Raw genomic sequence first — 25,257 nt, forward strand, 5'->3', positions numbered from 1 at the left:
AAGTGAAGAAAGGAGTGACCTAGATGATTACGAAAACTAGCAAAAATGCTGCTCGTCTTAAAAGACACGCTCGTGTTCGCGCTAAACTTTCCGGTACTGCTGAAAGACCGCGCCTGAACGTTTTCCGTTCTAACAAGCACATTTACGCTCAAATCATCGATGATGTAAATGGTGTAACACTTGCTAGTGCATCTACTCTCGATAAAGACTTGAACGTTGAAAGCACTGGAGATACTTCTGCTGCTACTAAAGTTGGAGAATTAGTTGCAAAACGCGCTGCTGAAAAAGGCATTTCTGACGTAGTATTTGACCGTGGCGGATACTTATACCATGGACGTGTAAAAGCTTTGGCTGATGCCGCTCGTGAAGCTGGACTTAAATTTTAATAAAAGAAGGAGGGACACATGATTATGCGTCGTATTGACCCAAGCAAATTAGAGTTAGAAGAACGCTTAGTTACGGTTAACCGCGTAGCGAAAGTTGTTAAAGGTGGTCGTCGTTTCCGCTTCGCAGCTCTAGTCGTTGTCGGTGACAAAAACGGACACGTAGGATTCGGTACTGGTAAAGCACAAGAAGTACCAGAAGCGATCCGCAAAGCTGTTGAAGATGCGAAAAAGAATTTGATTGAAGTACCAATGGTTGGAACTACAATTCCACACGAAATCATCGGACGTTTCGGTGCAGGTAACATCTTGTTAAAACCTGCTTCTGAAGGTACTGGAGTTATCGCTGGAGGCCCTGTACGTGCGGTACTTGAGCTAGCTGGTGTAGCTGATATCCTTTCTAAGTCTTTAGGTTCTAACACACCGATCAACATGATTCGTGCAACACTTCAAGGTTTAAGTGAACTTAAACGTGCTGAAGACGTTGCGAAGCTTCGTGGAAAATCTGTAGAAGAACTGTTAGGATAAGGAGGGAACATTAATGGCTAAATTAGAAATTACCCTCAAACGAAGTGTAATCGGTCGCCCGGAAGACCAACGCGTTACTGTAAGAACACTTGGTTTAAAGAAAACAAACCAAACTGTTGTTCATGAAGACAACGCTGCGATCCGTGGTATGATTAATAAAGTATCTCATTTAGTTTCTGTTAAAGAACAATAAAAATATTTGATCGGATAAGGAGGTGTCCTAATGAAACTTCATGAATTAAAACCTTCAGAAGGTTCACGCAAAACGCGTAATCGCGTAGGTCGTGGTATTGGTTCTGGCAACGGTAAAACAGCTGGTAAAGGTCACAAAGGTCAAAACGCTCGTTCTGGCGGCGGTGTACGCCCTGGATTCGAGGGGGGACAAATGCCTTTATTCCAACGTCTTCCTAAACGCGGTTTCACTAACATCAACCGCAAGGAATACGCTGTAGTCAACCTAGACAAATTGAACGGTTTTGCAGAAGGAACGGAAGTCACTCCTGAACTTCTTCTAGAGACTGGTGTTATTAGCAAACTTAATGCAGGAGTAAAGATTCTTGGCAACGGTAAATTAGAGAAAAAATTAACTGTAAAAGCCAATAAATTCTCTGCTTCTGCGAAAGAAGCTGTTGAAGCTGCTGGCGGTACAGCTGAGGTGATCTAACTTGTTTAAAACAATCTCCAACTTTATGCGTGTGAGTGATATCAGGAATAAAATCATATTCACTTTACTCATGCTTATCGTCTTTCGCATAGGTGCGTTTATTCCTGTGCCTTATGTTAACGCTGAAGCGTTACAGGCGCAGTCTCAAATGGGTGTTTTTGATCTCCTTAATACATTTGGCGGCGGTGCGCTTTACCAATTTTCCATTTTCGCAATGGGAATTACTCCTTATATCACGGCTTCGATCATCATTCAGCTGCTTCAGATGGATGTTGTACCGAAGTTTACCGAGTGGTCTAAGCAAGGTGAAGTTGGCCGCCGTAAATTAGCTCAGTTCACAAGGTACTTTACGATTGTGCTTGGTTTCATCCAAGCGTTAGGTATGTCATATGGATTCAACAATCTGGCAAACGGTATGCTGATCGAAAAATCCGGTGTATCGACATATCTTATCATTGCTTTAGTGCTCACTGGCGGAACTGCCTTTTTAATGTGGCTTGGGGAACAAATTACTTCTCATGGAGTAGGCAACGGAATATCGATCATTATCTTCGCGGGGATTGTGTCTAGTATTCCAAAAACAATTGGGCAAATATATGAGACTCAATTTGTCGGTAGCAACGATCAGTTGTTTATTCATATTGTGAAAATCGCACTTCTTGTGATTGCGATTTTAGCAGTTATTGTTGGAGTTATTTTCATTCAGCAAGCCGTACGGAAAATTGCGATTCAATATGCTAAAGGCACAGGTCGTTCACCTGCTGGCGGAGGTCAGTCTACACACCTTCCATTGAAAGTGAATCCTGCAGGGGTTATTCCGGTAATCTTTGCGGTTGCGTTTTTGATAACGCCGCGGACGATCGCGTCATTCTTTGGAACAAACGATGTGACAAAGTGGATTCAAAACAACTTTGATAATACGCATCCGGTGGGTATGGCGATATATGTTGCGTTGATTATTGCCTTTACGTACTTTTATGCTTTTGTACAGGTAAACCCTGAACAAATGGCTGATAACCTTAAAAAACAGGGTGGCTATATCCCGGGGGTTCGTCCAGGGAAAATGACTCAAGATAGAATTACGAGCATTTTGTATCGACTTACGTTTGTGGGTTCTATATTCTTAGCCGTGATTTCCATTCTTCCTATCTTTTTCATTCAATTCGCTGGATTGCCTCAAAGTGCACAAATTGGCGGAACATCTTTGTTAATTGTTGTCGGGGTAGCCTTGGAGACAATGAAACAACTAGAAAGCCAGTTGGTGAAACGAAACTACCGTGGATTTATGAAAAACTAGAGGAAATGGATTTATCCATTCCCTCTTAATAAAGAGAGGACGGGGGAAATCCGAATGAACTTAGTCTTAATGGGGCTTCCTGGTGCCGGTAAAGGCACACAGGGCGAACGAATTGTTGAGGATTATGGGATTCCTCATATCTCAACAGGAGATATGTTCCGTGCTGCTATGAAAGAAGAAACACCACTCGGACTCGAAGCAAAATCTTATATTGATAAGGGAGAGCTCGTACCTGACGAAGTCACAATCGGAATTGTAAAAGAGAGACTTGGCAAAGATGATTGTGAAAGAGGTTTTCTTCTGGACGGATTTCCGCGAACAGTCGCTCAAGCCGAAGCTCTTGAAGAAATTCTTGAGGAATACGGCAAGCCGATTGATTATGTCATTAACATTGAAGTCGACAAAGACGCTCTTATGGAACGTCTGACTGGACGCAGAATTTGCAGTGTTTGCGGCACAACCTATCATTTAGTCTTTAATCCGCCGAAAACGCCGGGTATTTGTGATAAAGACGGAGGCGAACTCTATCAACGGGCAGATGATAATGAGGAAACCGTCTCTAAACGGCTTGAGGTAAACATGAAGCAAACTCAGCCTTTACTCGATTTCTATTCAGAGAAAGGTTATCTTGCAAACGTGAATGGCCAACAGGACATTCAAGACGTTTATGCAGATGTGAAGGATCTTCTTGGAGGATTAAAAAAATGATTATCTGTAAAACCCCACGTGAACTTGGTATCATGCGGGAAGCAGGGCGAATCGTGGCTTTAACTCATGAAGAGTTAAAAAGGCACATTAAACCAGGAATCTCGACAAAAGAATTGGATCAAATTGCCGAACGTTTTATTAAGAAGCAGGGTGCAATCCCATCTTTTAAGGGGTATAATGGGTTTCGCGGGAGCATTTGCGTATCAGTTAATGAAGAACTGGTTCACGGCATACCTGGCAGCAGGGTGCTGAAGGACGGTGACATCATCAGTATTGATATCGGTGCTAAATTAAATGGTTATCATGGTGACTCTGCATGGACATATCCGGTAGGAAACATCAGCGATGATGACAAAAAACTTCTGGAAGTGACAGAGGAGTCTTTATATAAAGGCTTGCAGGAAGCAAAACCAGGTGAACGTTTGTCGAATATTTCCCACGCAATACAAACGTATGTCGAAAATGAGCAGTTTTCAGTTGTTAGGGAGTATGTCGGACATGGTGTTGGTCAAGACTTGCATGAGGACCCGCAAATTCCTCATTACGGTCCGCCCAACAAAGGACCACGGCTTAAACCTGGCATGGTTCTCGCTATTGAACCTATGGTGAACGCTGGCAGCCGCTACGTGAAAACATTGGCTGATAACTGGACGGTTGTTACGGTAGATGGGAAAAAGTGTGCTCATTTTGAACATACGATTGCGATTACGGAAACGGGTTTTGATATACTGACGAGAGTCTAGATGATGAAAATAATTCCGAAGACAGATGTTTTTCAAGCTTGATAGGGCAGAAAGCTTGGGGGAACATTGGCAAGACCGAATTCATCTTGCTGCTTGTCGTTGGAATTTTAACCATCATCAATGTACTAACAGCAGACGGAGAAAAGCGTACATTTCATTCTCCTAAGAAAAAGAATATCAATCATTTAACCCTTTATGATTGCGTATCTCCGGAAGTTCAGAACAGTATAAACGAAACAGGGCGTGTGACAAACTTCTTTTGAAATTTGTCAGAAAGCAAGTTACTGATTTGAAGAAGGGAGAACACTTGAATGGCGAAAGACGATGTAATTGAAGTGGAAGGTACTATAGTCGAAACACTGCCAAACGCGATGTTCAAAGTTGAACTTGAAAATGGCCACACTGTTTTGGCTCATGTATCTGGTAAAATCCGCATGCACTTCATTCGCATTTTACCTGGAGACAAAGTTACGGTAGAATTATCTCCATATGACTTAACTCGTGGCAGGATTACGTACCGTTACAAATAAAGCACTCCGGAAACTGAAGGAGGTTGGAAACACATGAAAGTGAGACCATCAGTTAAACCAATCTGCGAAAAATGTAAAGTTATTCGCAGAAAAGGAAAAGTAATGGTGATCTGTGAAAATCCAAAGCATAAACAAAAACAAGGATAATTTATAAGGAGGTGCCCAGAGAATGGCTCGTATTGCTGGTGTAGATATCCCACGTGACAAACGTGTTGTTATTTCTTTAACATACATCTTCGGAATTGGCCGCACAACGGCTCAGCAAGTTTTAAAAGAAGCTGGAGTTTCAGAAGATACTCGTGTGCGCGATCTTACTGAAGAAGAACTTGGTAAAATCCGTGATATTATTGACAAACTGAAAGTAGAAGGTGACCTTCGCCGTGAAGTTTCTCTTAATATCAAACGTCTGATCGAAATCGGAAGCTACCGCGGAATCCGTCATCGCAGAGGATTACCTGTTCGCGGACAAAACTCTAAAAACAACGCGCGTACTCGTAAAGGTCCGCGTCGTACTGTAGCTAACAAGAAAAAATAAGTAAGGGAGGTTCTTAAACAATGGCTGCTGCTCGTAAATCTAACACGCGTAAACGTCGCGTGAAAAAGAATATTGAGTCTGGAATTGCTCATATTCGTTCAACTTTCAATAACACGATCGTTACGATCACTGACACTCATGGTAATGCTATTTCTTGGTCTAGTGCCGGAGCTTTAGGATTCAGAGGTTCTCGTAAATCTACTCCTTTTGCTGCGCAAATGGCTGCAGAAACAGCTGCTAAAGGTTCAATCGAACATGGTCTTAAAACTCTAGAGGTTACTGTTAAAGGACCTGGTTCAGGCCGTGAAGCTGCAATCCGTGCACTTCAAGCTGCTGGACTAGAAGTCACTGCTATCAGAGACGTAACTCCTGTTCCTCATAACGGATGCCGTCCACCAAAACGTCGCCGCGTGTAATTTGTTTGTATAGATTTTGTGTCCCTGTCAATAATGGGTTATGATACAGTTATTTATGAAACGAATGCACCGACTCGTTGCCTGAGCACATACGGGACTAAACAATGGGGAATTTCGGATGGAATCTCATATGATTCTATTCGAGGTTTCGACGTTTTGAAGGAGGGTTTTAAGTAATGATCGAGATTGAAAAACCAAAAATCGAAACGGTTGAAATCAGCGACGATGCCAAATTTGGTAAGTTTGTCGTAGAGCCACTTGAGCGTGGATATGGTACAACTCTGGGTAACTCCTTACGTCGTATCCTCTTATCCTCACTCCCTGGTGCCGCTGTAACATCAATCCAGATAGATGGTGTACTGCACGAATTCTCGACAATTGAAGGCGTTGTGGAAGATGTTACAACGATTATCTTACACATTAAAAAGCTTGCATTGAAAATCTACTCTGATGAAGAGAAGACGCTAGAAATTGATGTACAGGGTGAAGGAACTGTAACGGCAGCTGATATTACACACGATAGTGATGTAGAGATCTTAAATCCTGATCTTCATATCGCGACTCTTGGTGAGAATGCGAGTTTCCGAGTTCGCCTTACTGCTCAAAGAGGACGTGGGTATACGCCTGCTGACGCAAACAAGAGAGACGATCAGCCAATCGGCGTGATTCCGATCGATTCTATCTATACGCCAGTTTCTCGTGTATCTTATCAGGTAGAGAACACTCGTGTAGGCCAAGTTGCAAACTATGATAAACTTACACTTGATGTTTGGACTGATGGAAGCACTGGACCGAAAGAAGCAATTGCGCTTGGTTCAAAGATTTTAACTGAACACCTTAATATATTCGTTGGTTTAACTGACGAAGCTCAACATGCTGAAATCATGGTTGAAAAAGAAGAAGATCAAAAAGAGAAAGTTCTTGAAATGACAATTGAAGAATTGGATCTTTCTGTTCGTTCTTACAACTGCTTAAAGCGTGCGGGTATTAACACGGTTCAAGAGCTTGCGAACAAGACGGAAGAAGATATGATGAAAGTTCGAAATCTAGGACGCAAATCACTTGAAGAAGTGAAAGCGAAACTAGAAGAACTTGGACTCGGACTTCGCAAAGACGATTGACTAGTTTCCCTTGTGAACTAGGATTTTCGTGTGTTTTTTATTCAGAAACAGCATTCCAATAAAGGAGGGGACATCACATGTCATACAGAAAACTAGGACGTACGAGTGCACAGCGTAAAGCTATGCTTCGTGATCTTACAACTGATTTGATCATCAACGAAAGAATCGAAACAACTGAAACACGTGCGAAAGAACTTCGCTCTGTAGTTGAAAAAATGATCACGCTTGGCAAACGCGGTGATCTTCACGCTCGCCGTCAAGCTGCTGCATACATCCGCAACGAGGTTGCAAACGAAGAAAATAACCAAGATGCACTTCAAAAATTATTCTCTGACATTGCAACTCGTTACGAGGAGCGCCAAGGCGGATACACACGTATTATGAAGCTTGGTCCTCGCCGTGGTGACGGAGCACCAATGGCAATTATCGAATTGGTTTAATCACATATTTTTGTGTATCTAAAGAAGGGCGGGACAGTTTCTAACTGGATCTATGCCCTTTTTTTAGATACTGCAACTTTTAATAGAGAGAAAAGCAGAGCATTAGCTGAGAGGAGGCCGGTTTTCCATGAATCAAAATCAGTTGATATCGGTAGAGGATATCGTATTTCGATATCGGAAGGACGCAGAAAGACGAGCACTAGACGGCGTCTCCCTGCAGGTGTATGAGGGTGAATGGCTTGCAATCGTAGGTCATAACGGTTCAGGGAAATCAACACTGGCCCGGGCATTGAATGGTTTAATTCTTCCTGAATCAGGCGACATTGAGGTTGCCGGGATTCAATTGACAGAGGAATCTGTTTGGGAAGTGCGTAAGAAGATAGGTATGGTCTTTCAAAATCCGGATAACCAATTTGTCGGAACGACTGTTCGCGATGATGTGGCTTTTGGTTTAGAAAACAATGGTGTACCGCGGGAAGAAATGATTGAGAGAGTAGACTGGGCAGTAAAACAGGTGAATATGCAAGATTTTCTCGATCAAGAGCCGCACCATCTCTCCGGAGGCCAAAAGCAGAGAGTTGCGATTGCGGGGGTTATTGCCGCACGTCCTGATATTATTATCTTAGATGAAGCAACATCCATGCTTGATCCGATCGGGCGAGAAGAAGTGCTTGAAACGGTAAGACATTTAAAAGAGCAGGGCATGGCGACTGTCATATCCATTACACATGATCTGGATGAGGCAGCAAAAGCAGATAGGATCATTGTCATGAATGGGGGTAAAAAATATGCTGAAGGGCCGCCTGAAGAGATTTTTAAATTGAATAAAGAACTTGTTCGAATTGGGCTTGATTTACCCTTCTCATTCCAGCTTAGCCAGCTTTTAAGAGAAAATGGACTGGCTTTGGAAGAAAACCATTTGACTCAGGAAGGGCTGGTGAAAGAGCTGTGGACATTACAATCAAAGATGTAGAGCATCGCTATCAAATGAAGACGCCGTTTGAGCGCCTAGCACTATATGATATCAATGCATCGATTAAAGAAGGAAGCTACGTAGCCGTTATCGGGCATACAGGCTCTGGCAAGTCCACTCTTCTTCAGCACCTAAATGGTCTCCTGAAGCCGACGAAGGGACAGATATCACTAGGCAGCACTGTCATTCAGGCAGGGAAAAAGAATAAAGATCTGAAAAAACTTCGTAAAAAAGTCGGAATCGTTTTCCAATTTCCTGAGCATCAATTATTCGAAGAAACAGTTCTTAAAGATATTTCATTCGGACCGATGAACTTTGGTGTTAAAAAAGAAGATGCTGAACAAAAAGCGAGAGAGATGCTGCAGCTTGTAGGTTTATCAGAAGAGCTTTTGGACAGGTCACCCTTTGAATTAAGCGGGGGACAAATGCGCAGAGTTGCAATTGCCGGCGTACTAGCAATGGACCCTGAAGTGCTTGTTCTGGATGAACCGACTGCAGGATTGGACCCAAGAGGGCGAAAAGAGATTATGGACATGTTTTATGAGCTTCATCAACGCGGGAACCTGACGACGATCCTTGTGACACACAGCATGGAGTATGCAGCTGCATACGCTGATGAAATGATTGTTATGCATAAAGGAACGATACAAGCATCAGGCAGTCCGCGTGATCTGTTTTTAAAGGGTGAAGAGATGGCCGGCTGGGGGCTGGATCTTCCTGAAACAATAAAATTCCAAAGACACCTTGAAGCTGCACTGGGTGTGAGATTTAATGAGCCTATGCTCACAATCGAAGATGCCGCTGCTGAAATCCGTGCTCTTTTTCAGGGGGAGAAGACTTTATGATGGACAGCATGATTATCGGCAAGTATGTACCGGGTACTTCACTTGTGCACCGGCTTGACCCCAGAACAAAACTGATCACGATCTTTTTATTTGTCTGCATCGTATTCTTAGCCAATAATGTTCAGACATATGCGTTGCTTGGTTTATTTACAATTGGCGTCGTTTCTTTAACAAGAGTTCCTTTCTCTTTTTTAATGAAAGGGCTGAAGCCAATCATCTGGATTGTCCTTTTTACGTTCCTTCTTCACATCCTTATGACACATGAAGGACCGATTATCTTTCAAATAGGTTTTTTCAAAGTCTATGAGGGCGGTCTGGTTCAGGGGATATTCATTTCTCTTAGATTCGTCTATTTGATTTTAATCACAACCTTATTAACGCTTACGACCACACCGATTGAGATTACCGATGGAATGGAGCAGCTGCTGAACCCATTGAAAAAATTAAAGCTTCCTGTTCATGAGCTGGCTCTTATGATGTCAATTTCTTTACGGTTTATTCCGACACTGATGGAGGAGACAGATAAGATCATGAAGGCTCAGATGGCGCGAGGCGTTGATTTTACAAGCGGGCCTGTCAAAGATAGAGTGAAGGCTATTGTCCCGCTTCTTGTCCCGCTCTTCGTCAGCGCATTTAAACGCGCCGAAGAGCTTGCGGTTGCAATGGAAGCAAGAGGCTATCAAGGCGGAGAAGGACGTACGAAATATAGAAAGCTTGTATGGACAGGAAAAGACACTTCTGTCATTGTCAGCTTAATTGTATTAGCTGCTTTGTTATTTTTCTTAAGGGTTTAGAGGTGCTGTATGAGACTGAAATGTACGATTTCTTATGACGGACATTTGTTTAACGGTTATCAGGTTCAGCCGGGCAAAAGAACGGTTCAGGATGAACTGGAGAAGGCTTTGGCTGTCCTGCATAAGTCAAAAGACAGAATTCCGGTCGTTTCGTCTGGAAGAACAGACAGCGGGGTTCACGCAGCCGGACAGGTGATTCATTTTGACACTCCGCTGTCTATCCCGGCTGAGAGATGGCCACATGCCTTAAATGCACTGCTTCCGGACGATATCGCAGTCAAACAGGCAGAAATTGCGGATGATGGGTTCCATGCACGATTTAGCGCAGTCAAAAAAGAATATCGCTACTTTGTATACACGGAGAAACACCCGGACGTATTTAAACGGCATTACGCTTACCATTTTTCATATCGCCTTAATGTGCAGGACATGAGAGAAGCGGCAAAGCATCTTATAGGGACACATGATTTTACGAGCTTTTGTGCGGCTAAAACAGAAGTGCAGGACAAGGTAAGAACGATTTACGAACTTGATTGGACTGAGACGGCTGACGGCCTGCAAATGCGGATCACAGGCAGCGGTTTCTTATATAATATGGTCAGAATTATTGCGGGTACTTTGCTTGATGCAGGTATTGGAAAAATTTCTCCTGATGAGGTGAAATCCATGCTGGAAGCGAAGGATCGCGAAGCAGCAGGGCGCACAGCGCCGGGGCACGGACTATATTTATGGAACGTTTACTATGACAACTAAACCAGGTGTATAATATTTTCTTGACAGAGTCTGCATAAAGTTATAAGATATCATATGGTATGTATTTCAACCCCACGATAAGCCCCGGAACTTATTGTGTTGTGAAATAGAACGTAATCGAAGTTTATTGAAAATGACAGATCATTTAGGAGGGAAATTCAATGCGTACAACACCTATGGCTAACGCAAGTACTATTGAACGCAAGTGGTTAGTTGTTGATGCTGCTGGCAAGACTTTAGGTCGTCTTTCTTCAGAAGTTGCAGCTATCCTTCGCGGAAAACACAAACCAACTTACACACCACACGTTGATACTGGAGATCATGTGATCATCATCAACGCTGAAAAAATCGAGTTAACTGGTAAAAAGTTAACTGACAAAATCTACTACCGTCACACTCAACATCCAGGCGGATTAAAATCAAGAACTGCTCTTGAAATGCGTACAAACTACCCTGAGAAAATGCTTGAGCTTGCTATCAAAGGCATGCTTCCAAAAGGTTCTCTAGGTCGTCAAATGTTCAAAAAATTGAACGTATACCGTGGTTCTGAGCATCCACACGAAGCACAAAAACCTGAAGTTTACGAACTTCGCGGTTAATTAAAAAGGAGGTTACCAATTTGGCACAGGTTCAATATTACGGTACTGGCCGTCGTAAAAGCTCTGTAGCGCGTGTGCGTTTAGTTCCAGGAGAAGGCCGTATCGTCGTTAATAATCGTGAAATCAGCGAACATATCCCATCTGCAGCTTTAATCGAAGATATCAAACAACCATTAACTTTGACTGAAACAGCTGGCACTTATGACGTTTTAGTAAACGTACATGGAGGCGGCTTATCTGGTCAAGCTGGAGCAATCCGTCACGGTATCGCTCGTGCTTTGCTTGAAGCAGATCCAGAATACCGTACAACTCTTAAACGTGCAGGTCTTCTGACTCGTGACGCTCGTATGAAAGAACGTAAAAAATACGGTCTTAAAGGCGCTCGTCGTGCACCTCAGTTCTCAAAACGTTAATTTTACGTTTTCAAAAAGCTCTCGACCTTGGGTTGGGAGCTTTTTTCTTTCAATAAAACCTGGCAGCTCCGCATAAAAATAACAACTGAATGGACGCTTGACGGGGTTAAGCAAATTGTTTGTTTATAAACGGTCTCACTGTAATAATCATGATAGCTTTCATTTTTATTTAATTGGAAGTTCGGTCAATGTTTATTATCGTTATGTGATCAGCCCAGCTCCATCTAACCACTGTATCTCATCCGTTAAAGTTCACTGCTGATTCTTAACCCGGAGAAACAAGGGCTCTCATTGCTAATGGCACTATGTAACGAAGTAAGTGTAAATCTGATGATATAAATCACATATCTCCTTTGTGATTTTTTTGCGTTTTTATGAACTTTTTTCTAAATATGCAAAGGGAAAGCGATATCAATCTAGAAATATTTGTTATACTCTATACATTAAAGTAAGGAGAAGATTCATGAATGCGTTAGTAGCTCATAATAGCAAAGCCTGGGATAAAAAAGTAGAAACAGGCAATGAATGGACTGTTGCTGTTGAGCAGCAGGTTATCGAACAAGCAAAAAAAGGCAATTGGGATATAAGGGTAACACCAATGAAAGATGTACCGAAGGATTGGTTTCCGCCTGTCAAAGGTCTGAAAGTACTCTGTTTAGCATCAGGCGGCGGCCAGCAGGGTCCAGTTTTGGCAGCCGCAGGCGCGGATGTCACTGTATTAGATAACTCAGAAAAACAGCTGAATCAGGATAGAATGATTGCTCAGCGAGATGGTCTTACGATACACACTGTCAAAGGAAGCATGGACGATTTAAGTGTATTTAATGATGAATCATTTGATGTCATTGTACATCCTGTTGCCAATGTTTTTGTTGAGAATGTCCTCCCGGTATGGAAGGAAGCGCACCGTGTGTTGAAAAGGAACGGTGTTCTAATCTCGGGTTTTGTCAATCCTGTTGTATTTCTGTTTGATACAGAATTAGAACAGCAAGGTGTTTTAAAAGTAAAACACTCCATTCCATATGCTGACCCAGAAGATCTTCCGAAACATAAAGTGAAAAAACTGATCGAAAATAATGAGGCTCTGGAATTCGGCCATTCCTTAGAAGACCAAATCAAAGGCCAAATTGATGCCGGTTTTATCGTTACTGGTTTTTATGAAGATAAAGGCGGGTTTGTATTAGACCAATATATCCATACATATTCTGCAACAAGAAGCGTGAAAGTATGAAAAGCAGCGACCTGTTAGAGGGGCTGCTTTTTTCATAACTAATTACAGAACGTTTGTTCCTGACCCTGCAGAAAGCTGATTTTTTATCGATTTTACACCTTCATTTGGGCGAATTTCCAACCGAATTCGGGCATTGTTTCATCATCCAAACCTCAAAATAATCGGTAAAAGGAGAGTGAATTTATATGGCAGAAGTACTGTCTTTTATGGATGTGAAACGCCAAAAGGATTTTGAATTAGAAAAGAACTTGCTCAAAGAACTCTCTCTGAGACAAATTATCCAGTCTGTTAAGGATTGTTTGGAACCATTATTTCCATTTTTACATGATGAACGAGATATTATTACTGAAGGCTGTATTGATTTTGCGATTGAAGCTTATTTGTTAGGCGGGCGTTTTGGGATATTCGGCTATTACGGAGAATCCATGCAAAGTATCAGTGCCCGCTCTGCAAGAGAAGAAGAAGAGCTACGTATGGAGTTTTTTGATTATCTCTATAATTGGATACACGAGCAATACTCAACACTTGATAAAAACACGGTTTATGAAGCGGCACGCAAGTTCATTAAAGATTGGTGGACAGCAGGGTTTGTTCAAAGAGAAAAACAGTGTAAGCTTCGCATGCGATAATCATATTTCCCGGCCCTGTCCCATAGTTATGTAATAACGGACAAGCGGGAGGGGAAGGGATGAGGAAAAAGCTTAAATGGCTCGGTTTTTTGCTAGGCTTCATCGTATTACTATTTCTGTTCAAATATCAGTTCAGCAATAACGACTCTTGGAAGCCGTGGAGCCTGCCCTTGAGCGGTAAAATCATTTATCTAGATCCAGGTCATGGCGGGCCTGACGGCGGAGCAGTCGGCGGAAAGCTGTTAGAGAAGGATGTTACCCTGGAAGTGGCTTTTAGAGTCAGGGATTATCTTCAAGAACAAGGAGCGCTTGTTATCATGACCAGAGAAAGTGATACTGATCTCGCTCCAGAAGGAACAAAAGGCTATAGTCGACGAAAAGCTGAGGATCTAAGACAACGAGTCAAATTAATAAACCATTCAGAGGCGGAGCTCTATATCAGCATTCATCTTAATGCGATTCCGTCACAAAAATGGAGCGGAGCCCAAAGCTTTTATTACGGGAAATATGCGGAAAATGAGAAAGTCGCAAAATACATTCAGGATGAGCTGAGAAGAAATCTGGAAAACACAACCCGGAAAGCAAAGCGGATTCATGGTATCTACTTAATGCAAAACGTCACCAAACCGGGGGCGCTTATAGAAGTCGGATTTTTATCCAATCCAAGTGAAGCAACGTTGCTCGGTAAACCGAAATATCAAGACAAGGTGGCATCTTCCATATATAAAGGCATTTTGCGATATTTCACAGAAAAAGGAGACCCTCCGGAGTAATGGAGGGTTTTCTTGCGGTTCTAAGCATAAGACACCCGCCATTTATGTATGATATAATAATAATTGTAAACGAATACACAAAAGGGTGAGGTTCGATGATAAGAGAAGATGAAGTAAGAAAACTAGTCGGAGAAATGCGCGAACCTTTTCTTCAAAGACCTCTGGGAGAATTGGATGCCGTTAAGGAAATTAAAATAAAGCCTGAAAAACGGCATATCAGTGTAAAAGTCGCTCTTGCAAAAACAGGAACTGCAGAACAAATGCAGATTCAGCAAGAGATCGTAAACGTATTAAAAGGGGCAGGAGCTGAGACAGTCGGCCTTCGATTTGAAGAGCTGCCTGAAGAAACGGTTGCTAAATTCGGGGCGCCGTCAGCCGAGAAAAAAACATTATTAAATATGGATAACCCGCCAGTCTTTCTTGCTGTAGCAAGTGGAAAAGGCGGCGTAGGCAAGTCAACTGTGTCGGTAAACCTAGCTATTTCTCTGGCTCGTCTAGGGAAAAAGGTTGGTTTAATTGATGCGGATATTTATGGGTTCAGTGTGCCGGACATGATGGGTATCACTGTGCGTCCAACAATTGAAGGAGAGAAACTTCTTCCTGTTGAACGCTTTGGAGTAAAGGTCATGTCAATGGGCTTTTTCGTAGAAGAAAATGCCCCGGTCGTATGGAGAGGGCCAATGCTCGGCAAAATGCTGAATAACTTTTTCCACGAAGTAGAGTGGGGAGAAGTAGACTATATCGTTCTTGATCTTCCGCCTGGTACAGGGGACGTTGCTCTCGATGTACATACAATGCTTCCGAGCTGCAAAGAAATCATCGTATCTACGCCGCATCCGACAGCTGCTTTTGTCGCGGCCAGAGCGGGCTCTATGGCGATTAAAACCGATCATGAGGTCGTGGGGGTCATAGAGAACATGGCTTATTATGAAAGTGCAAAGACAGGGGAAAGAGAATATGTCTTTGGAAAAGGCGGAGGAGATAAACTAGCTGAGGAACTAAATGTGCCTTTGCTTGGCCGAATCCCATTGAAACAGCCAGATTGGGATAAGGACCAATTTGCTCCGTCTGTTTATGACGAAAATCATCCAATCGGAGAAATATATCAGGACATCGCAAAAAAAATAGATGCAAAAATGTCAGTGCAGGTATAAAAGGTGAACCGGGATTCCAGATCCCGGCTTTCCCTTTATTCACTTTCTTTTGCTGTGTCTTTTGCTGCTTTTTTCAGCTCATCTTCGAACTGCTTTTTGTAAAGCGGACTAGAAAGTGTTTCGTTAATAACCTCTTCTAAATAACTGCGGAATTCTTGGCTTTTTGCCAGCTGGCTGTACTTTTTATCCATGCCGGGATCCTGCATAACGCTCATCAGCATCTTCTGGTAATCTGGATCCTTCATCAGCTTTTTAATCACTTTTTCATGCTCTGTCTGAAGAGTTTTGGCAAAGCCCTCAGCAAAATCAGTGTCTTCAAAGATGTTTTTCCAAAATTCTTCACCTTTTTTAGATGTGAGTGTTTTTTCTATTGTTCCTTTAATTGCATCTTGGTCAATCACCAGCGCTTCATTCATGGCATCATCATTTAATAATTCCTTAATAGCTTTCTTTCCATCATCAGTTTTTAATATATCAACAACCATTTTTTTGGTCTGATCATAGTCCATATCCGCTGCTTGGTCTTTTGGAGCGCAAGCTGTTACAGATAATAACAAAAAACAGCTCATCAATAGCGTTTTGGCTTTTGACATGCTTAAGCTCCTTTCACATACTTGTCTTACTTTTAATATGATTCATCTGTTTGGAATTATACATAACAAAATATCGCTGTTCGCGATTTTTGAGGGGATGAATAAAGAAATGAAAAGCCGTGGTTTAGTTCGTTTTTTCTTTTCTAATTTAGCTGTCGGGGCGCTTATCACGAGTATTGTGGGTTTTGCTTTAAAGTGGGGAGAATATAGAGGGCTGTTTCTAACATTTGAAGCGGGACAGATTTTCTCTGTTTTATTTTGGTTTATCGGTGTAGGCATGATTTTCAGTGTGATCAGCCAAATGGGTTTTTTCGTGTTTTTAACAGTTCATCGGTTTGCGCTTGAGATATTAAGGTCCTCCTCTTTGTGGAATTTGCTGCAGTTGTTTTTCATCCTGTTTGTTGCTTTTGATTTAATGTACGTGCGTTTTTTATTTTTTGGAGAGAGCGGAGAATCGCTGGCTGGCTATGCGTGGTTACCGGTGTTTTTATTGATCTTTGGAGTGATTACAGCTTATATAAAGCAAAAGCAGTCCTCTAAGAAAACATTTGTGTCATCGTTGTTTTTAATGGTTGTGATTACCGCATTAGAATGGTTCCCTGCATTAAGAGTAAATGATGAGGACTGGCTTTATTTAATGCTTTTTCCGTTAATGGCATGTAATGCCTTCCAATTGCTGATGCTGCCGAAGTTTGCAGCAAAGTAATTACTTTACCTCTGCGGATTTGGCATCAGAATTTGCGATGAGATCACCCACGGTTACATTTTTTAATCCTTTTTCTTTCAGCTGATGGATGATATCAGGCAATGCTTCTTCTGTTTGTTTTGCCGAATCGGAGGCATGTAAAAGAATAATGTCTCCACCGGAAACTTGCTTGGTCACATTGTCGATGATTTTTTCAACTCCGGGATTTGTCCAGTCTTGAGAGTTCACACTGTAATGAACGACTGTATAATTGTATTGCTTTGCGACCTTTAGAACATTCTTATTGAATTGGCCGGTAGGGGGTCTTAATAGCTGTATGTCTTTGACCCCTAACTTTTCAAAGGCTGTTTGCGCCCGGTTCATGTCCTTTTTTATTTCGCTGCTCTCTAAATTGGCATAGTTTTTATAAGCGTAACCCATGCTCCCAATTTGATGTCCATCCTTTACGATACGGGCCACTGTGTCGGGATGGCGTTCTGCCCAAGAAGCGGAAAGAAAAAACGTTGCATTTTTAATCCCGTTTGCTTTCAGAGTATTAAGTATCGGTTCTGCTCTCTCATCACCCCAGCTGATATCGAAAGTAAGTGAAATATCTTTAGAGTCTGTTTCTCCTTTATAAATGGCTTTAGGTCCGGTGTCAGTTGAAAACACGGGAAGCGGGACAGCTCTTTGGATATAAAAAAAGCTGGCAGCTGCAAATGCGGCGATAAGTATAATAATTAATTGTTTTACCCGTTTAATGTGCCACACATAGAAGTGATTCACTGATGATGCCTCCTTATCTTGTCCATCATTCTTGTTTTACATCTTATGAGCATGGACAATTGAATATAACCGATAAAATGTCTCTTCACATACAGCTTAAATTGGGTGTTGACCTTTTGATAATATCCGTGATATATTATTATTCGTCGCTGATAAACAGCTGACATCAACTAAAAGCTTCATTAAGTACTTTGAAAAAAGTTGTTGACTTAAAAGAAGCTAAATGTTATAGTAATAAAGCTGCTTCGTTAAGCGGCGGTAATGATCTTTGAAAACTAAACAAGACAAAACGTACCTGTTAATTCAGTTTTTAAAAATCGCACAGCGATGTGCGTAGTCAGTCAAACTACTTTATCGGAGAGTTTGATCCTGGCTCAGGACGAACGCTGGCGGCGTGCCTAATACATGCAAGTCGAGCGGACAGATGGGAGCTTGCTCCCTGATGTTAGCGGCGGACGGGTGAGTAACACGTGGGTAACCTGCCTGTAAGACTGGGATAACTCCGGGAAACCGGGGCTAATACCGGATGGTTGTTTGAACCGCATGGTTCAAACATAAAAGGTGGCTTCGGCTACCACTTACAGATGGACCCGCGGCGCATTAGCTAGTTGGTGAGGTAATGGCTCACCAAGGCAACGATGCGTAGCCGACCTGAGAGGGTGATCGGCCACACTGGGACTGAGACACGGCCCAGACTCCTACGGGAGGCAGCAGTAGGGAATCTTCCGCAATGGACGAAAGTCTGACGGAGCAACGCCGCGTGAGTGATGAAGGTTTTCGGATCGTAAAGCTCTGTTGTTAGGGAAGAACAAGTACCGTTCGAATAGGGCGGTACCTTGACGGTACCTAACCAGAAAGCCACGGCTAACTACGTGCCAGCAGCCGCGGTAATACGTAGGTGGCAAGCGTTGTCCGGAATTATTGGGCGTAAAGGGCTCGCAGGCGGTTTCTTAAGTCTGATGTGAAAGCCCCCGGCTCAACCGGGGAGGGTCATTGGAAACTGGGGAACTTGAGTGCAGAAGAGGAGAGTGGAATTCCACGTGTAGCGGTGAAATGCGTAGAGATGTGGAGGAACACCAGTGGCGAAGGCGACTCTCTGGTCTGTAACTGACGCTGAGGAGCGAAAGCGTGGGGAGCGAACAGGATTAGATACCCTGGTAGTCCACGCCGTAAACGATGAGTGCTAAGTGTTAGGGGGTTTCCGCCCCTTAGTGCTGCAGCTAACGCATTAAGCACTCCGCCTGGGGAGTACGGTCGCAAGACTGAAACTCAAAGGAATTGACGGGGGCCCGCACAAGCGGTGGAGCATGTGGTTTAATTCGAAGCAACGCGAAGAACCTTACCAGGTCTTGACATCCTCTGACAATCCTAGAGATAGGACGTCCCCTTCGGGGGCAGAGTGACAGGTGGTGCATGGTTGTCGTCAGCTCGTGTCGTGAGATGTTGGGTTAAGTCCCGCAACGAGCGCAACCCTTGATCTTAGTTGCCAGCATTCAGTTGGGCACTCTAAGGTGACTGCCGGTGACAAACCGGAGGAAGGTGGGGATGACGTCAAATCATCATGCCCCTTATGACCTGGGCTACACACGTGCTACAATGGACAGAACAAAGGGCAGCGAAACCGCGAGGTTAAGCCAATCCCATAAATCTGTTCTCAGTTCGGATCGCAGTCTGCAACTCGACTGCGTGAAGCTGGAATCGCTAGTAATCGCGGATCAGCATGCCGCGGTGAATACGTTCCCGGGCCTTGTACACACCGCCCGTCACACCACGAGAGTTTGTAACACCCGAAGTCGGTGAGGTAACCTTTTAGGAGCCAGCCGCCGAAGGTGGGACAGATGATTGGGGTGAAGTCGTAACAAGGTAGCCGTATCGGAAGGTGCGGCTGGATCACCTCCTTTCTAAGGATATTATACGGAATATAAGACCTTGGGTCTTATAAACAGAACGTTCCCTGTCTTGTTTAGTTTTGAAGGATCATTCCTTCGAAACGTGTTCTTTGAAAACTAGATAACAGTAGACATCACATTCAATTAGTAACACAAGATATCACATAGTGATTCTTTTTAACGGTTAAGTTAGAAAGGGCGCACGGTGGATGCCTTGGCACTAGGAGCCGATGAAGGACGGGACGAACACCGATATGCTTCGGGGAGCTGTAAGCAAGCTTTGATCCGGAGATTTCCGAATGGGGAAACCCACCACTCGTAATGGAGTGGTATCCATATCTGAATTCATAGGATATGAGAAGGCAGACCCGGGGAACTGAAACATCTAAGTACCCGGAGGAAGAGAAAGCAAATGCGATTCCCTGAGTAGCGGCGAGCGAAACGGGATCAGCCCAAACCAAGAGGCTTGCCTCTTGGGGTTGTAGGACACTCTGTACGGAGTTACAAAAGAACGAGGTAGATGAAGAGGTCTGGAAAGGCCCGCCATAGGAGGTAACAGCCCTGTAGTCAAAACTTCGTTCTCTCCTGAGTGGATCCTGAGTACGGCGGAACACGTGAAATTCCGTCGGAATCCGGGAGGACCATCTCCCAAGGCTAAATACTCCCTAGTGACCGATAGTGAACCAGTACCGTGAGGGAAAGGTGAAAAGCACCCCGGAAGGGGAGTGAAAGAGATCCTGAAACCGTGTGCCTACAAGTAGTCAGAGCCCGTTAACGGGTGATGGCGTGCCTTTTGTAGAATGAACCGGCGAGTTACGATCCCGTGCAAGGTTAAGCAGAAGATGCGGAGCCGCAGCGAAAGCGAGTCTGAATAGGGCGCATGAGTACGTGGTCGTAGACCCGAAACCAGGTGATCTACCCATGTCCAGGGTGAAGTTCAGGTAACACTGAATGGAGGCCCGAACCCACGCACGTTGAAAAGTGCGGGGATGAGGTGTGGGTAGGGGTGAAATGCCAATCGAACCTGGAGATAGCTGGTTCTCTCCGAAATAGCTTTAGGGCTAGCCTCAAGGTAAGAGTCTTGGAGGTAGAGCACTGATTGGACTAGGGGCCCCTACCGGGTTACCGAATTCAGTCAAACTCCGAATGCCAATGACTTATCCTTGGGAGTCAGACTGCGAGTGATAAGATCCGTAGTCGAAAGGGAAACAGCCCAGACCGCCAGCTAAGGTCCCAAAGTATACGTTAAGTGGAAAAGGATGTGGAGTTGCTTAGACAACCAGGATGTTGGCTTAGAAGCAGCCACCATTTAAAGAGTGCGTAATAGCTCACTGGTCGAGTGACTCTGCGCCGAAAATGTACCGGGGCTAAACGTATCACCGAAGCTGCGGACTGTTCTTCGAACAGTGGTAGGAGAGCGTTCTAAGGGCTGTGAAGCCAGACCGGAAGGACTGGTGGAGCGCTTAGAAGTGAGAATGCCGGTATGAGTAGCGAAAGAGGGGTGAGAATCCCCTCCACCGAATGCCTAAGGTTTCCTGAGGAAGGCTCGTCCGCTCAGGGTTAGTCGGGACCTAAGCCGAGGCCGAAAGGCGTAGGCGATGGACAACAGGTTGATATTCCTGTACCACCTCCTCACCATTTGAGCAATGGGGGGACGCAGGAGGATAGGGTAAGCGCGGTATTGGATATCCGCGTCCAAGCAGTTAGGCTGGGAAATAGGCAAATCCGTTTCCCATAAGGCTGAGCTGTGATGGCGAGCGAAATATAGTAGCGAAGTTCCTGATTCCACACTGCCAAGAAAAGCCTCTAGCGAGGTGAGAGGTGCCCGTACCGCAAACCGACACAGGTAGGCGAGGAGAGAATCCTAAGGTGATCGAGAGAACTCTCGTTAAGGAACTCGGCAAAATGACCCCGTAACTTCGGGAGAAGGGGTGCTCTGTTAGGGTGCAAGCCCGAGAGAGCCGCAGTGAATAGGCCCAGGCGACTGTTTAGCAAAAACACAGGTCTCTGCGAAGCCGTAAGGCGAAGTATAGGGGCTGACGCCTGCCCGGTGCTGGAAGGTTAAGAGGAGCGCTTAGCGTAAGCGAAGGTGCGAATTGAAGCCCCAGTAAACGGCGGCCGTAACTATAACGGTCCTAAGGTAGCGAAATTCCTTGTCGGGTAAGTTCCGACCCGCACGAAAGGCGCAACGATCTGGGCACTGTCTCAACGAGAGACTCGGTGAAATTATAGTACCTGTGAAGATGCAGGTTACCCGCGACAGGACGGAAAGACCCCGTGGAGCTTTACTGCAGCCTGATATTGAATGTTGGTACAGCTTGTACAGGATAGGTAGGAGCCTTGGAAACCGGAGCGCCAGCTTCGGTGGAGGCATCGGTGGGATACTACCCTGGCTGTATTGACCTTCTAACCCGCCGCCCTTATCGGGCGGGGAGACAGTGTCAGGTGGGCAGTTTGACTGGGGCGGTCGCCTCCTAAAAGGTAACGGAGGCGCCCAAAGGTTCCCTCAGAATGGTTGGAAATCATTCGCAGAGTGTAAAGGCACAAGGGAGCTTGACTGCGAGACCTACAAGTCGAGCAGGGACGAAAGTCGGGCTTAGTGATCCGGTGGTTCCGCATGGAAGGGCCATCGCTCAACGGATAAAAGCTACCCCGGGGATAACAGGCTTATCTCCCCCAAGAGTCCACATCGACGGGGAGGTTTGGCACCTCGATGTCGGCTCATCGCATCCTGGGGCTGTAGTCGGTCCCAAGGGTTGGGCTGTTCGCCCATTAAAGCGGTACGCGAGCTGGGTTCAGAACGTCGTGAGACAGTTCGGTCCCTATCCGTCGCGGGCGCAGGAAATTTGAGAGGAGCTGTCCTTAGTACGAGAGGACCGGGATGGACGCACCGCTGGTGTACCAGTTGTTCTGCCAAGGGCATCGCTGGGTAGCTATGTGCGGACGGGATAAGTGCTGAAAGCATCTAAGCATGAAGCCCCCCTCAAGATGAGATTTCCCATTCCGTAAGGAAGTAAGATCCCTGAAAGATGATCAGGTTGATAGGTCTGAGGTGGAAGTGTGGCGACACATGGAGCTGACAGATACTAATCGATCGAGGACTTAACCATATTTTTGAATGATGTCACACCTGTTATCTAGTTTTGAGAGAACACTCTCAATTTGTTTGGTGGCGATAGCGAAGAGGTCACACCCGTTCCCATACCGAACACGGAAGTTAAGCTCTTCAGCGCCGATGGTAGTCGGGGGTTTCCCCCTGTGAGAGTAGGACGCCGCCAAGCAGATTTATTAATTCTACCATGTTTGTTTATGAAGCTTTATATTATTCCGCAGTAGCTCAGTGGTAGAGCTATCGGCTGTTAACCGATCGGTCGTAGGTTCGAATCCTACCTGCGGAGCCATTGCTTCCATAGCTCAGCAGGTAGAGCACTTCCATGGTAAGGAAGAGGTCAGCGGTTCGAGCCCGCTTGGAAGCTTTATTAAATGTATTATTACCAAGGTTTCTCATAAGGAGAAAGCTTTTTTTATTGCGATATGCGGAAGTAGTTCAGTGGTAGAACACCACCTTGCCAAGGTGGGGGTCGCGGGTTCGAATCCCGTCTTCCGCTCCATTTATCCCAACGGGATATTGTAAATTGAATTGCGCCCGTAGCTCAATTGGATAGAGCGTTTGACTACGGATCAAAAGGTTAGGGGTTCGACTCCTCTCGGGCGCGCCATATCTTTTAATAGAATAGATAGGGAATCGGGAAGTAGCTCAGCTTGGTAGAGCACATGGTTTGGGACCATGGGGTCGCAGGTTCGAATCCTGTCTTCCCGACCATTTTTTATGGGGCCTTAGCTCAGCTGGGAGAGCGCCTGCTTTGCACGCAGGAGGTCAGCGGTTCGATCCCGCTAGGCTCCACCAAAAGTTTTTTAAAAAAGTTGTTGACTTTGAAGAAGTGACGTTGTATACTAATAAAGTTGCTTTAACAAAGCGGACAAACAAAATGATCTTTGAAAACTAAACAAGACAAAACGTACCTGTTAATTCAGTTTTTAAAAATCGCACAGCGATGTGCGTAGTCAGTCAAACTACTTTATCGGAGAGTTTGATCCTGGCTCAGGACGAACGCTGGCGGCGTGCCTAATACATGCAAGTCGAGCGGACAGATGGGAGCTTGCTCCCTGATGTTAGCGGCGGACGGGTGAGTAACACGTGGGTAACCTGCCTGTAAGACTGGGATAACTCCGGGAAACCGGGGCTAATACCGGATGGTTGTTTGAACCGCATGGTTCAAACATAAAAGGTGGCTTCGGCTACCACTTACAGATGGACCCGCGGCGCATTAGCTAGTTGGTGAGGTAATGGCTCACCAAGGCAACGATGCGTAGCCGACCTGAGAGGGTGATCGGCCACACTGGGACTGAGACACGGCCCAGACTCCTACGGGAGGCAGCAGTAGGGAATCTTCCGCAATGGACGAAAGTCTGACGGAGCAACGCCGCGTGAGTGATGAAGGTTTTCGGATCGTAAAGCTCTGTTGTTAGGGAAGAACAAGTACCGTTCGAATAGGGCGGTACCTTGACGGTACCTAACCAGAAAGCCACGGCTAACTACGTGCCAGCAGCCGCGGTAATACGTAGGTGGCAAGCGTTGTCCGGAATTATTGGGCGTAAAGGGCTCGCAGGCGGTTTCTTAAGTCTGATGTGAAAGCCCCCGGCTCAACCGGGGAGGGTCATTGGAAACTGGGGAACTTGAGTGCAGAAGAGGAGAGTGGAATTCCACGTGTAGCGGTGAAATGCGTAGAGATGTGGAGGAACACCAGTGGCGAAGGCGACTCTCTGGTCTGTAACTGACGCTGAGGAGCGAAAGCGTGGGGAGCGAACAGGATTAGATACCCTGGTAGTCCACGCCGTAAACGATGAGTGCTAAGTGTTAGGGGGTTTCCGCCCCTTAGTGCTGCAGCTAACGCATTAAGCACTCCGCCTGGGGAGTACGGTCGCAAGACTGAAACTCAAAGGAATTGACGGGGGCCCGCACAAGCGGTGGAGCATGTGGTTTAATTCGAAGCAACGCGAAGAACCTTACCAGGTCTTGACATCCTCTGACAATCCTAGAGATAGGACGTCCCCTTCGGGGGCAGAGTGACAGGTGGTGCATGGTTGTCGTCAGCTCGTGTCGTGAGATGTTGGGTTAAGTCCCGCAACGAGCGCAACCCTTGATCTTAGTTGCCAGCATTCAGTTGGGCACTCTAAGGTGACTGCCGGTGACAAACCGGAGGAAGGTGGGGATGACGTCAAATCATCATGCCCCTTATGACCTGGGCTACACACGTGCTACAATGGACAGAACAAAGGGCAGCGAAACCGCGAGGTTAAGCCAATCCCACAAATCTGTTCTCAGTTCGGATCGCAGTCTGCAACTCGACTGCGTGAAGCTGGAATCGCTAGTAATCGCGGATCAGCATGCCGCGGTGAATACGTTCCCGGGCCTTGTACACACCGCCCGTCACACCACGAGAGTTTGTAACACCCGAAGTCGGTGAGGTAACCTTTTAGGAGCCAGCCGCCGAAGGTGGGACAGATGATTGGGGTGAAGTCGTAACAAGGTAGCCGTATCGGAAGGTGCGGCTGGATCACCTCCTTTCTAAGGATATTATACGGAATATAAGACCTTAGGTCTTATAAACAGAACGTTCCCTGTCTTGTTTAGTTTTGAAGGATCATTCCTTCGAAACGTGTTCTTTGAAAACTAGATAACAGTAGACATCACATTCAATTAGTAATACAAGA

Annotated in this window: 26 protein-coding genes, 6 tRNA genes, 4 rRNA genes and 1 pseudogene; 35 read left to right on the plus strand and 2 right to left on the minus strand. The window is 45.0% G+C overall.

The window, feature by feature from the left end:
• The first annotated feature begins 23 nt into the window (after nt 1-23).
• From rplR to salA, 24 genes and pseudogenes are all read left to right on the plus strand, one after another.
• Nucleotides 24-386 carry a 50S ribosomal protein L18 gene (gene rplR / locus AC0OMU_RS11805; protein WP_003225816.1) on the plus strand — a complete coding sequence of 121 codons (363 nt, stop codon included), beginning with the start codon at nt 24-26 and terminating at the stop codon, nt 384-386.
• Between the two features lie 24 nt (nt 387-410).
• The gene (rpsE, locus tag AC0OMU_RS11810) at nt 411-911 is read left to right on the plus strand and encodes a 30S ribosomal protein S5 (RefSeq protein ID WP_003328273.1); all 501 of its coding nucleotides are present in this window, start codon (nt 411-413) and stop codon (nt 909-911) included.
• A 13-nt stretch (nt 912-924) separates the two neighbouring features.
• Nucleotides 925-1,104, plus strand: coding sequence for a 50S ribosomal protein L30 (gene rpmD / locus AC0OMU_RS11815; RefSeq protein WP_003156497.1), 180 nt, complete (start codon nt 925-927; stop codon nt 1,102-1,104).
• Between the two features lie 30 nt (nt 1,105-1,134).
• Nucleotides 1,135-1,575, plus strand: a complete 441-nt coding sequence (gene rplO / locus AC0OMU_RS11820) for a 50S ribosomal protein L15 (RefSeq protein ID WP_003225819.1) — start codon at nt 1,135-1,137, stop codon at nt 1,573-1,575.
• A 1-nt stretch (nt 1,576) separates the two neighbouring features.
• The gene (gene secY, locus AC0OMU_RS11825; RefSeq protein ID WP_024571501.1) at nt 1,577-2,872 is read left to right on the plus strand and encodes a preprotein translocase subunit SecY; all 1,296 of its coding nucleotides are present in this window, start codon (nt 1,577-1,579) and stop codon (nt 2,870-2,872) included.
• Nucleotides 2,873-2,926: 54 nt separating this feature from the next.
• Complete coding sequence (locus tag AC0OMU_RS11830; protein WP_003241987.1) at nt 2,927-3,580, plus strand: adenylate kinase; 654 nt, start codon at nt 2,927-2,929, stop codon at nt 3,578-3,580.
• A complete protein-coding gene (map, locus tag AC0OMU_RS11835) occupies nt 3,577-4,323 on the plus strand; it encodes a type I methionyl aminopeptidase (protein ID WP_015482707.1) in 747 nt (248 codons plus the stop codon). The genes AC0OMU_RS11830 and map overlap by 4 nt, the downstream gene beginning before the upstream one ends.
• Before the next feature lie 65 nt (nt 4,324-4,388).
• A pseudogene (locus AC0OMU_RS11840) lies at nt 4,389-4,657 on the plus strand (ribosome-binding protein ybzG).
• Nucleotides 4,635-4,853 (plus strand): translation initiation factor IF-1, encoded by a 219-nt coding sequence (gene infA / locus AC0OMU_RS11845; RefSeq protein WP_003156508.1) that lies wholly within the window; start codon nt 4,635-4,637, stop codon nt 4,851-4,853. The pseudogene AC0OMU_RS11840 and the gene infA overlap by 23 nt, the downstream one beginning before the upstream one ends.
• Before the next feature lie 33 nt (nt 4,854-4,886).
• Entirely contained in the window at nt 4,887-5,000 is a 114-nt protein-coding gene (gene rpmJ, locus AC0OMU_RS11850; protein ID WP_003156543.1) for a 50S ribosomal protein L36, read from the plus strand.
• A 22-nt stretch (nt 5,001-5,022) separates the two neighbouring features.
• Nucleotides 5,023-5,388: a 30S ribosomal protein S13 gene (gene rpsM / locus AC0OMU_RS11855; RefSeq protein ID WP_003235095.1), complete on the plus strand. Its 366-nt coding sequence runs from the start codon at nt 5,023-5,025 to the stop codon at nt 5,386-5,388.
• A gap of 20 nt (nt 5,389-5,408) precedes the next feature.
• Complete coding sequence (gene rpsK / locus AC0OMU_RS11860) at nt 5,409-5,804, plus strand: 30S ribosomal protein S11 (RefSeq protein ID WP_009966385.1); 396 nt, start codon at nt 5,409-5,411, stop codon at nt 5,802-5,804.
• Between the two features lie 176 nt (nt 5,805-5,980).
• Nucleotides 5,981-6,925, plus strand: coding sequence for a DNA-directed RNA polymerase subunit alpha (locus AC0OMU_RS11865; protein WP_003225835.1), 945 nt, complete (start codon nt 5,981-5,983; stop codon nt 6,923-6,925).
• A 77-nt stretch (nt 6,926-7,002) separates the two neighbouring features.
• On the plus strand, nt 7,003-7,365 hold the full coding sequence (rplQ, locus tag AC0OMU_RS11870) for a 50S ribosomal protein L17 (RefSeq protein ID WP_003225836.1): 363 nt from the start codon (nt 7,003-7,005) through the stop codon (nt 7,363-7,365).
• 127 nt (nt 7,366-7,492) lie between these two features.
• Nucleotides 7,493-8,338 carry an energy-coupling factor ABC transporter ATP-binding protein gene (locus tag AC0OMU_RS11875; protein WP_014478629.1) on the plus strand — a complete coding sequence of 282 codons (846 nt, stop codon included), beginning with the start codon at nt 7,493-7,495 and terminating at the stop codon, nt 8,336-8,338.
• The gene (locus tag AC0OMU_RS11880; RefSeq protein ID WP_474241197.1) at nt 8,314-9,183 is read left to right on the plus strand and encodes an energy-coupling factor ABC transporter ATP-binding protein; all 870 of its coding nucleotides are present in this window, start codon (nt 8,314-8,316) and stop codon (nt 9,181-9,183) included. The genes AC0OMU_RS11875 and AC0OMU_RS11880 overlap by 25 nt, the downstream gene beginning before the upstream one ends.
• Nucleotides 9,180-9,977: an energy-coupling factor transporter transmembrane component T family protein gene (locus AC0OMU_RS11885; RefSeq protein WP_181218091.1), complete on the plus strand. Its 798-nt coding sequence runs from the start codon at nt 9,180-9,182 to the stop codon at nt 9,975-9,977. Before AC0OMU_RS11880 ends, AC0OMU_RS11885 begins: the two co-directional genes overlap by 4 nt.
• 9 nt (nt 9,978-9,986) lie before the next feature.
• Nucleotides 9,987-10,730 (plus strand): tRNA pseudouridine(38-40) synthase TruA, encoded by a 744-nt coding sequence (truA, locus tag AC0OMU_RS11890; RefSeq protein WP_015382595.1) that lies wholly within the window; start codon nt 9,987-9,989, stop codon nt 10,728-10,730.
• A gap of 161 nt (nt 10,731-10,891) precedes the next feature.
• A complete protein-coding gene (gene rplM / locus AC0OMU_RS11895; protein ID WP_003241966.1) occupies nt 10,892-11,329 on the plus strand; it encodes a 50S ribosomal protein L13 in 438 nt (145 codons plus the stop codon).
• 20 nt (nt 11,330-11,349) lie between these two features.
• On the plus strand, nt 11,350-11,742 hold the full coding sequence (gene rpsI / locus AC0OMU_RS11900) for a 30S ribosomal protein S9 (protein WP_004399691.1): 393 nt from the start codon (nt 11,350-11,352) through the stop codon (nt 11,740-11,742).
• A 463-nt stretch (nt 11,743-12,205) separates the two neighbouring features.
• The gene (locus AC0OMU_RS11905; protein ID WP_047181983.1) at nt 12,206-12,973 is read left to right on the plus strand and encodes a class I SAM-dependent methyltransferase; all 768 of its coding nucleotides are present in this window, start codon (nt 12,206-12,208) and stop codon (nt 12,971-12,973) included.
• Nucleotides 12,974-13,158: 185 nt separating this feature from the next.
• Nucleotides 13,159-13,602, plus strand: coding sequence for a YbaK family protein (locus AC0OMU_RS11910; protein WP_014475609.1), 444 nt, complete (start codon nt 13,159-13,161; stop codon nt 13,600-13,602).
• 59 nt (nt 13,603-13,661) lie between these two features.
• Nucleotides 13,662-14,375, plus strand: coding sequence for an N-acetylmuramoyl-L-alanine amidase CwlD (gene cwlD / locus AC0OMU_RS11915; protein ID WP_015382599.1), 714 nt, complete (start codon nt 13,662-13,664; stop codon nt 14,373-14,375).
• A 95-nt stretch (nt 14,376-14,470) separates the two neighbouring features.
• Nucleotides 14,471-15,529, plus strand: coding sequence for an iron-sulfur carrier protein/transcriptional regulator SalA (gene salA / locus AC0OMU_RS11920; protein WP_047181984.1), 1,059 nt, complete (start codon nt 14,471-14,473; stop codon nt 15,527-15,529).
• A 35-nt stretch (nt 15,530-15,564) separates the two neighbouring features.
• Here salA and gerD read toward each other — a convergent pair whose 3' ends face one another.
• Nucleotides 15,565-16,122: a spore germination lipoprotein GerD gene (gene gerD / locus AC0OMU_RS11925; RefSeq protein WP_003235126.1), complete on the minus strand. Its 558-nt coding sequence runs from the start codon at nt 16,120-16,122 to the stop codon at nt 15,565-15,567.
• Between the two features lie 109 nt (nt 16,123-16,231).
• Between gerD and kbaA the strand changes: the two genes are divergently transcribed.
• The gene (gene kbaA / locus AC0OMU_RS11930) at nt 16,232-16,828 is read left to right on the plus strand and encodes a KinB-signaling pathway activation protein (protein ID WP_047181985.1); all 597 of its coding nucleotides are present in this window, start codon (nt 16,232-16,234) and stop codon (nt 16,826-16,828) included.
• On the opposite strand, the gene pdaB is transcribed toward kbaA, so the two are convergent.
• A complete protein-coding gene (gene pdaB / locus AC0OMU_RS11935) occupies nt 16,829-17,593 on the minus strand; it encodes a polysaccharide deacetylase family sporulation protein PdaB (RefSeq protein ID WP_003235130.1) in 765 nt (254 codons plus the stop codon).
• A gap of 351 nt (nt 17,594-17,944) precedes the next feature.
• On the opposite strand from pdaB, the gene AC0OMU_RS11940 reads away from it, so the two are divergent.
• The 10 genes from AC0OMU_RS11940 (at nt 17,945) to AC0OMU_RS11985 (ending at nt 25,111) form a co-directional block, all read left to right on the plus strand.
• A 16S ribosomal RNA gene (locus tag AC0OMU_RS11940) occupies nt 17,945-19,494 on the plus strand.
• A 170-nt stretch (nt 19,495-19,664) separates the two neighbouring features.
• Nucleotides 19,665-22,592 (plus strand): 23S ribosomal RNA (locus AC0OMU_RS11945).
• Between the two features lie 55 nt (nt 22,593-22,647).
• Nucleotides 22,648-22,763, plus strand: a 5S ribosomal RNA gene (rrf, locus tag AC0OMU_RS11950).
• Between the two features lie 45 nt (nt 22,764-22,808).
• Nucleotides 22,809-22,883, plus strand: a tRNA-Asn gene (locus tag AC0OMU_RS11955).
• A gap of 2 nt (nt 22,884-22,885) precedes the next feature.
• Nucleotides 22,886-22,958: transfer RNA gene (locus AC0OMU_RS11960), tRNA-Thr, on the plus strand.
• Between the two features lie 60 nt (nt 22,959-23,018).
• Nucleotides 23,019-23,093: transfer RNA gene (locus AC0OMU_RS11965), tRNA-Gly, on the plus strand.
• A 31-nt stretch (nt 23,094-23,124) separates the two neighbouring features.
• Nucleotides 23,125-23,201 (plus strand) — tRNA-Arg (locus AC0OMU_RS11970).
• 27 nt (nt 23,202-23,228) lie between these two features.
• Nucleotides 23,229-23,305: transfer RNA gene (locus tag AC0OMU_RS11975), tRNA-Pro, on the plus strand.
• An 8-nt stretch (nt 23,306-23,313) separates the two neighbouring features.
• Nucleotides 23,314-23,389 (plus strand) — tRNA-Ala (locus AC0OMU_RS11980).
• A gap of 172 nt (nt 23,390-23,561) precedes the next feature.
• Nucleotides 23,562-25,111 (plus strand): 16S ribosomal RNA (locus AC0OMU_RS11985).
• The 16S, 23S and 5S rRNA genes sit together here with 6 tRNA genes alongside, the layout of an rRNA operon.
• Nucleotides 25,112-25,257: the final 146 nt, after the last annotated feature.

Source organism: Bacillus sp. FAU18, from assembly GCF_056033885.1.

Bases quoted from the DNA above. Each gene is read 5' to 3' on its own strand.
- rplR (WP_003225816.1), top strand. From the start codon at position 24: ATGATTACGAAAACTAGCAAAAATGCTGCTCGTCTTAAAAGACACGCT.
- rpsE (WP_003328273.1), top strand. From the start codon at position 411: ATGCGTCGTATTGACCCAAGCAAATTAGAGTTAGAAGAACGCTTAGTT.
- rpmD (WP_003156497.1), top strand. From the start codon at position 925: ATGGCTAAATTAGAAATTACCCTCAAACGAAGTGTAATCGGTCGCCCG.
- rplO (WP_003225819.1), top strand. From the start codon at position 1,135: ATGAAACTTCATGAATTAAAACCTTCAGAAGGTTCACGCAAAACGCGT.
- AC0OMU_RS11830 (WP_003241987.1), top strand. From the start codon at position 2,927: ATGAACTTAGTCTTAATGGGGCTTCCTGGTGCCGGTAAAGGCACACAG.
- map (WP_015482707.1), top strand. From the start codon at position 3,577: ATGATTATCTGTAAAACCCCACGTGAACTTGGTATCATGCGGGAAGCA.
- infA (WP_003156508.1), top strand. From the start codon at position 4,635: ATGGCGAAAGACGATGTAATTGAAGTGGAAGGTACTATAGTCGAAACA.
- rpmJ (WP_003156543.1), top strand. From the start codon at position 4,887: ATGAAAGTGAGACCATCAGTTAAACCAATCTGCGAAAAATGTAAAGTT.
- rpsM (WP_003235095.1), top strand. From the start codon at position 5,023: ATGGCTCGTATTGCTGGTGTAGATATCCCACGTGACAAACGTGTTGTT.
- rpsK (WP_009966385.1), top strand. From the start codon at position 5,409: ATGGCTGCTGCTCGTAAATCTAACACGCGTAAACGTCGCGTGAAAAAG.
- AC0OMU_RS11865 (WP_003225835.1), top strand. From the start codon at position 5,981: ATGATCGAGATTGAAAAACCAAAAATCGAAACGGTTGAAATCAGCGAC.
- rplQ (WP_003225836.1), top strand. From the start codon at position 7,003: ATGTCATACAGAAAACTAGGACGTACGAGTGCACAGCGTAAAGCTATG.
- AC0OMU_RS11875 (WP_014478629.1), top strand. From the start codon at position 7,493: ATGAATCAAAATCAGTTGATATCGGTAGAGGATATCGTATTTCGATAT.
- AC0OMU_RS11885 (WP_181218091.1), top strand. From the start codon at position 9,180: ATGATGGACAGCATGATTATCGGCAAGTATGTACCGGGTACTTCACTT.
- truA (WP_015382595.1), top strand. From the start codon at position 9,987: ATGAGACTGAAATGTACGATTTCTTATGACGGACATTTGTTTAACGGT.
- rplM (WP_003241966.1), top strand. From the start codon at position 10,892: ATGCGTACAACACCTATGGCTAACGCAAGTACTATTGAACGCAAGTGG.
- AC0OMU_RS11905 (WP_047181983.1), top strand. From the start codon at position 12,206: ATGAATGCGTTAGTAGCTCATAATAGCAAAGCCTGGGATAAAAAAGTA.
- AC0OMU_RS11910 (WP_014475609.1), top strand. From the start codon at position 13,159: ATGGCAGAAGTACTGTCTTTTATGGATGTGAAACGCCAAAAGGATTTT.
- cwlD (WP_015382599.1), top strand. From the start codon at position 13,662: ATGAGGAAAAAGCTTAAATGGCTCGGTTTTTTGCTAGGCTTCATCGTA.
- salA (WP_047181984.1), top strand. From the start codon at position 14,471: ATGATAAGAGAAGATGAAGTAAGAAAACTAGTCGGAGAAATGCGCGAA.
- gerD (WP_003235126.1), bottom strand. From the start codon at position 16,122: ATGTCAAAAGCCAAAACGCTATTGATGAGCTGTTTTTTGTTATTATCT.
- kbaA (WP_047181985.1), top strand. From the start codon at position 16,232: ATGAAAAGCCGTGGTTTAGTTCGTTTTTTCTTTTCTAATTTAGCTGTC.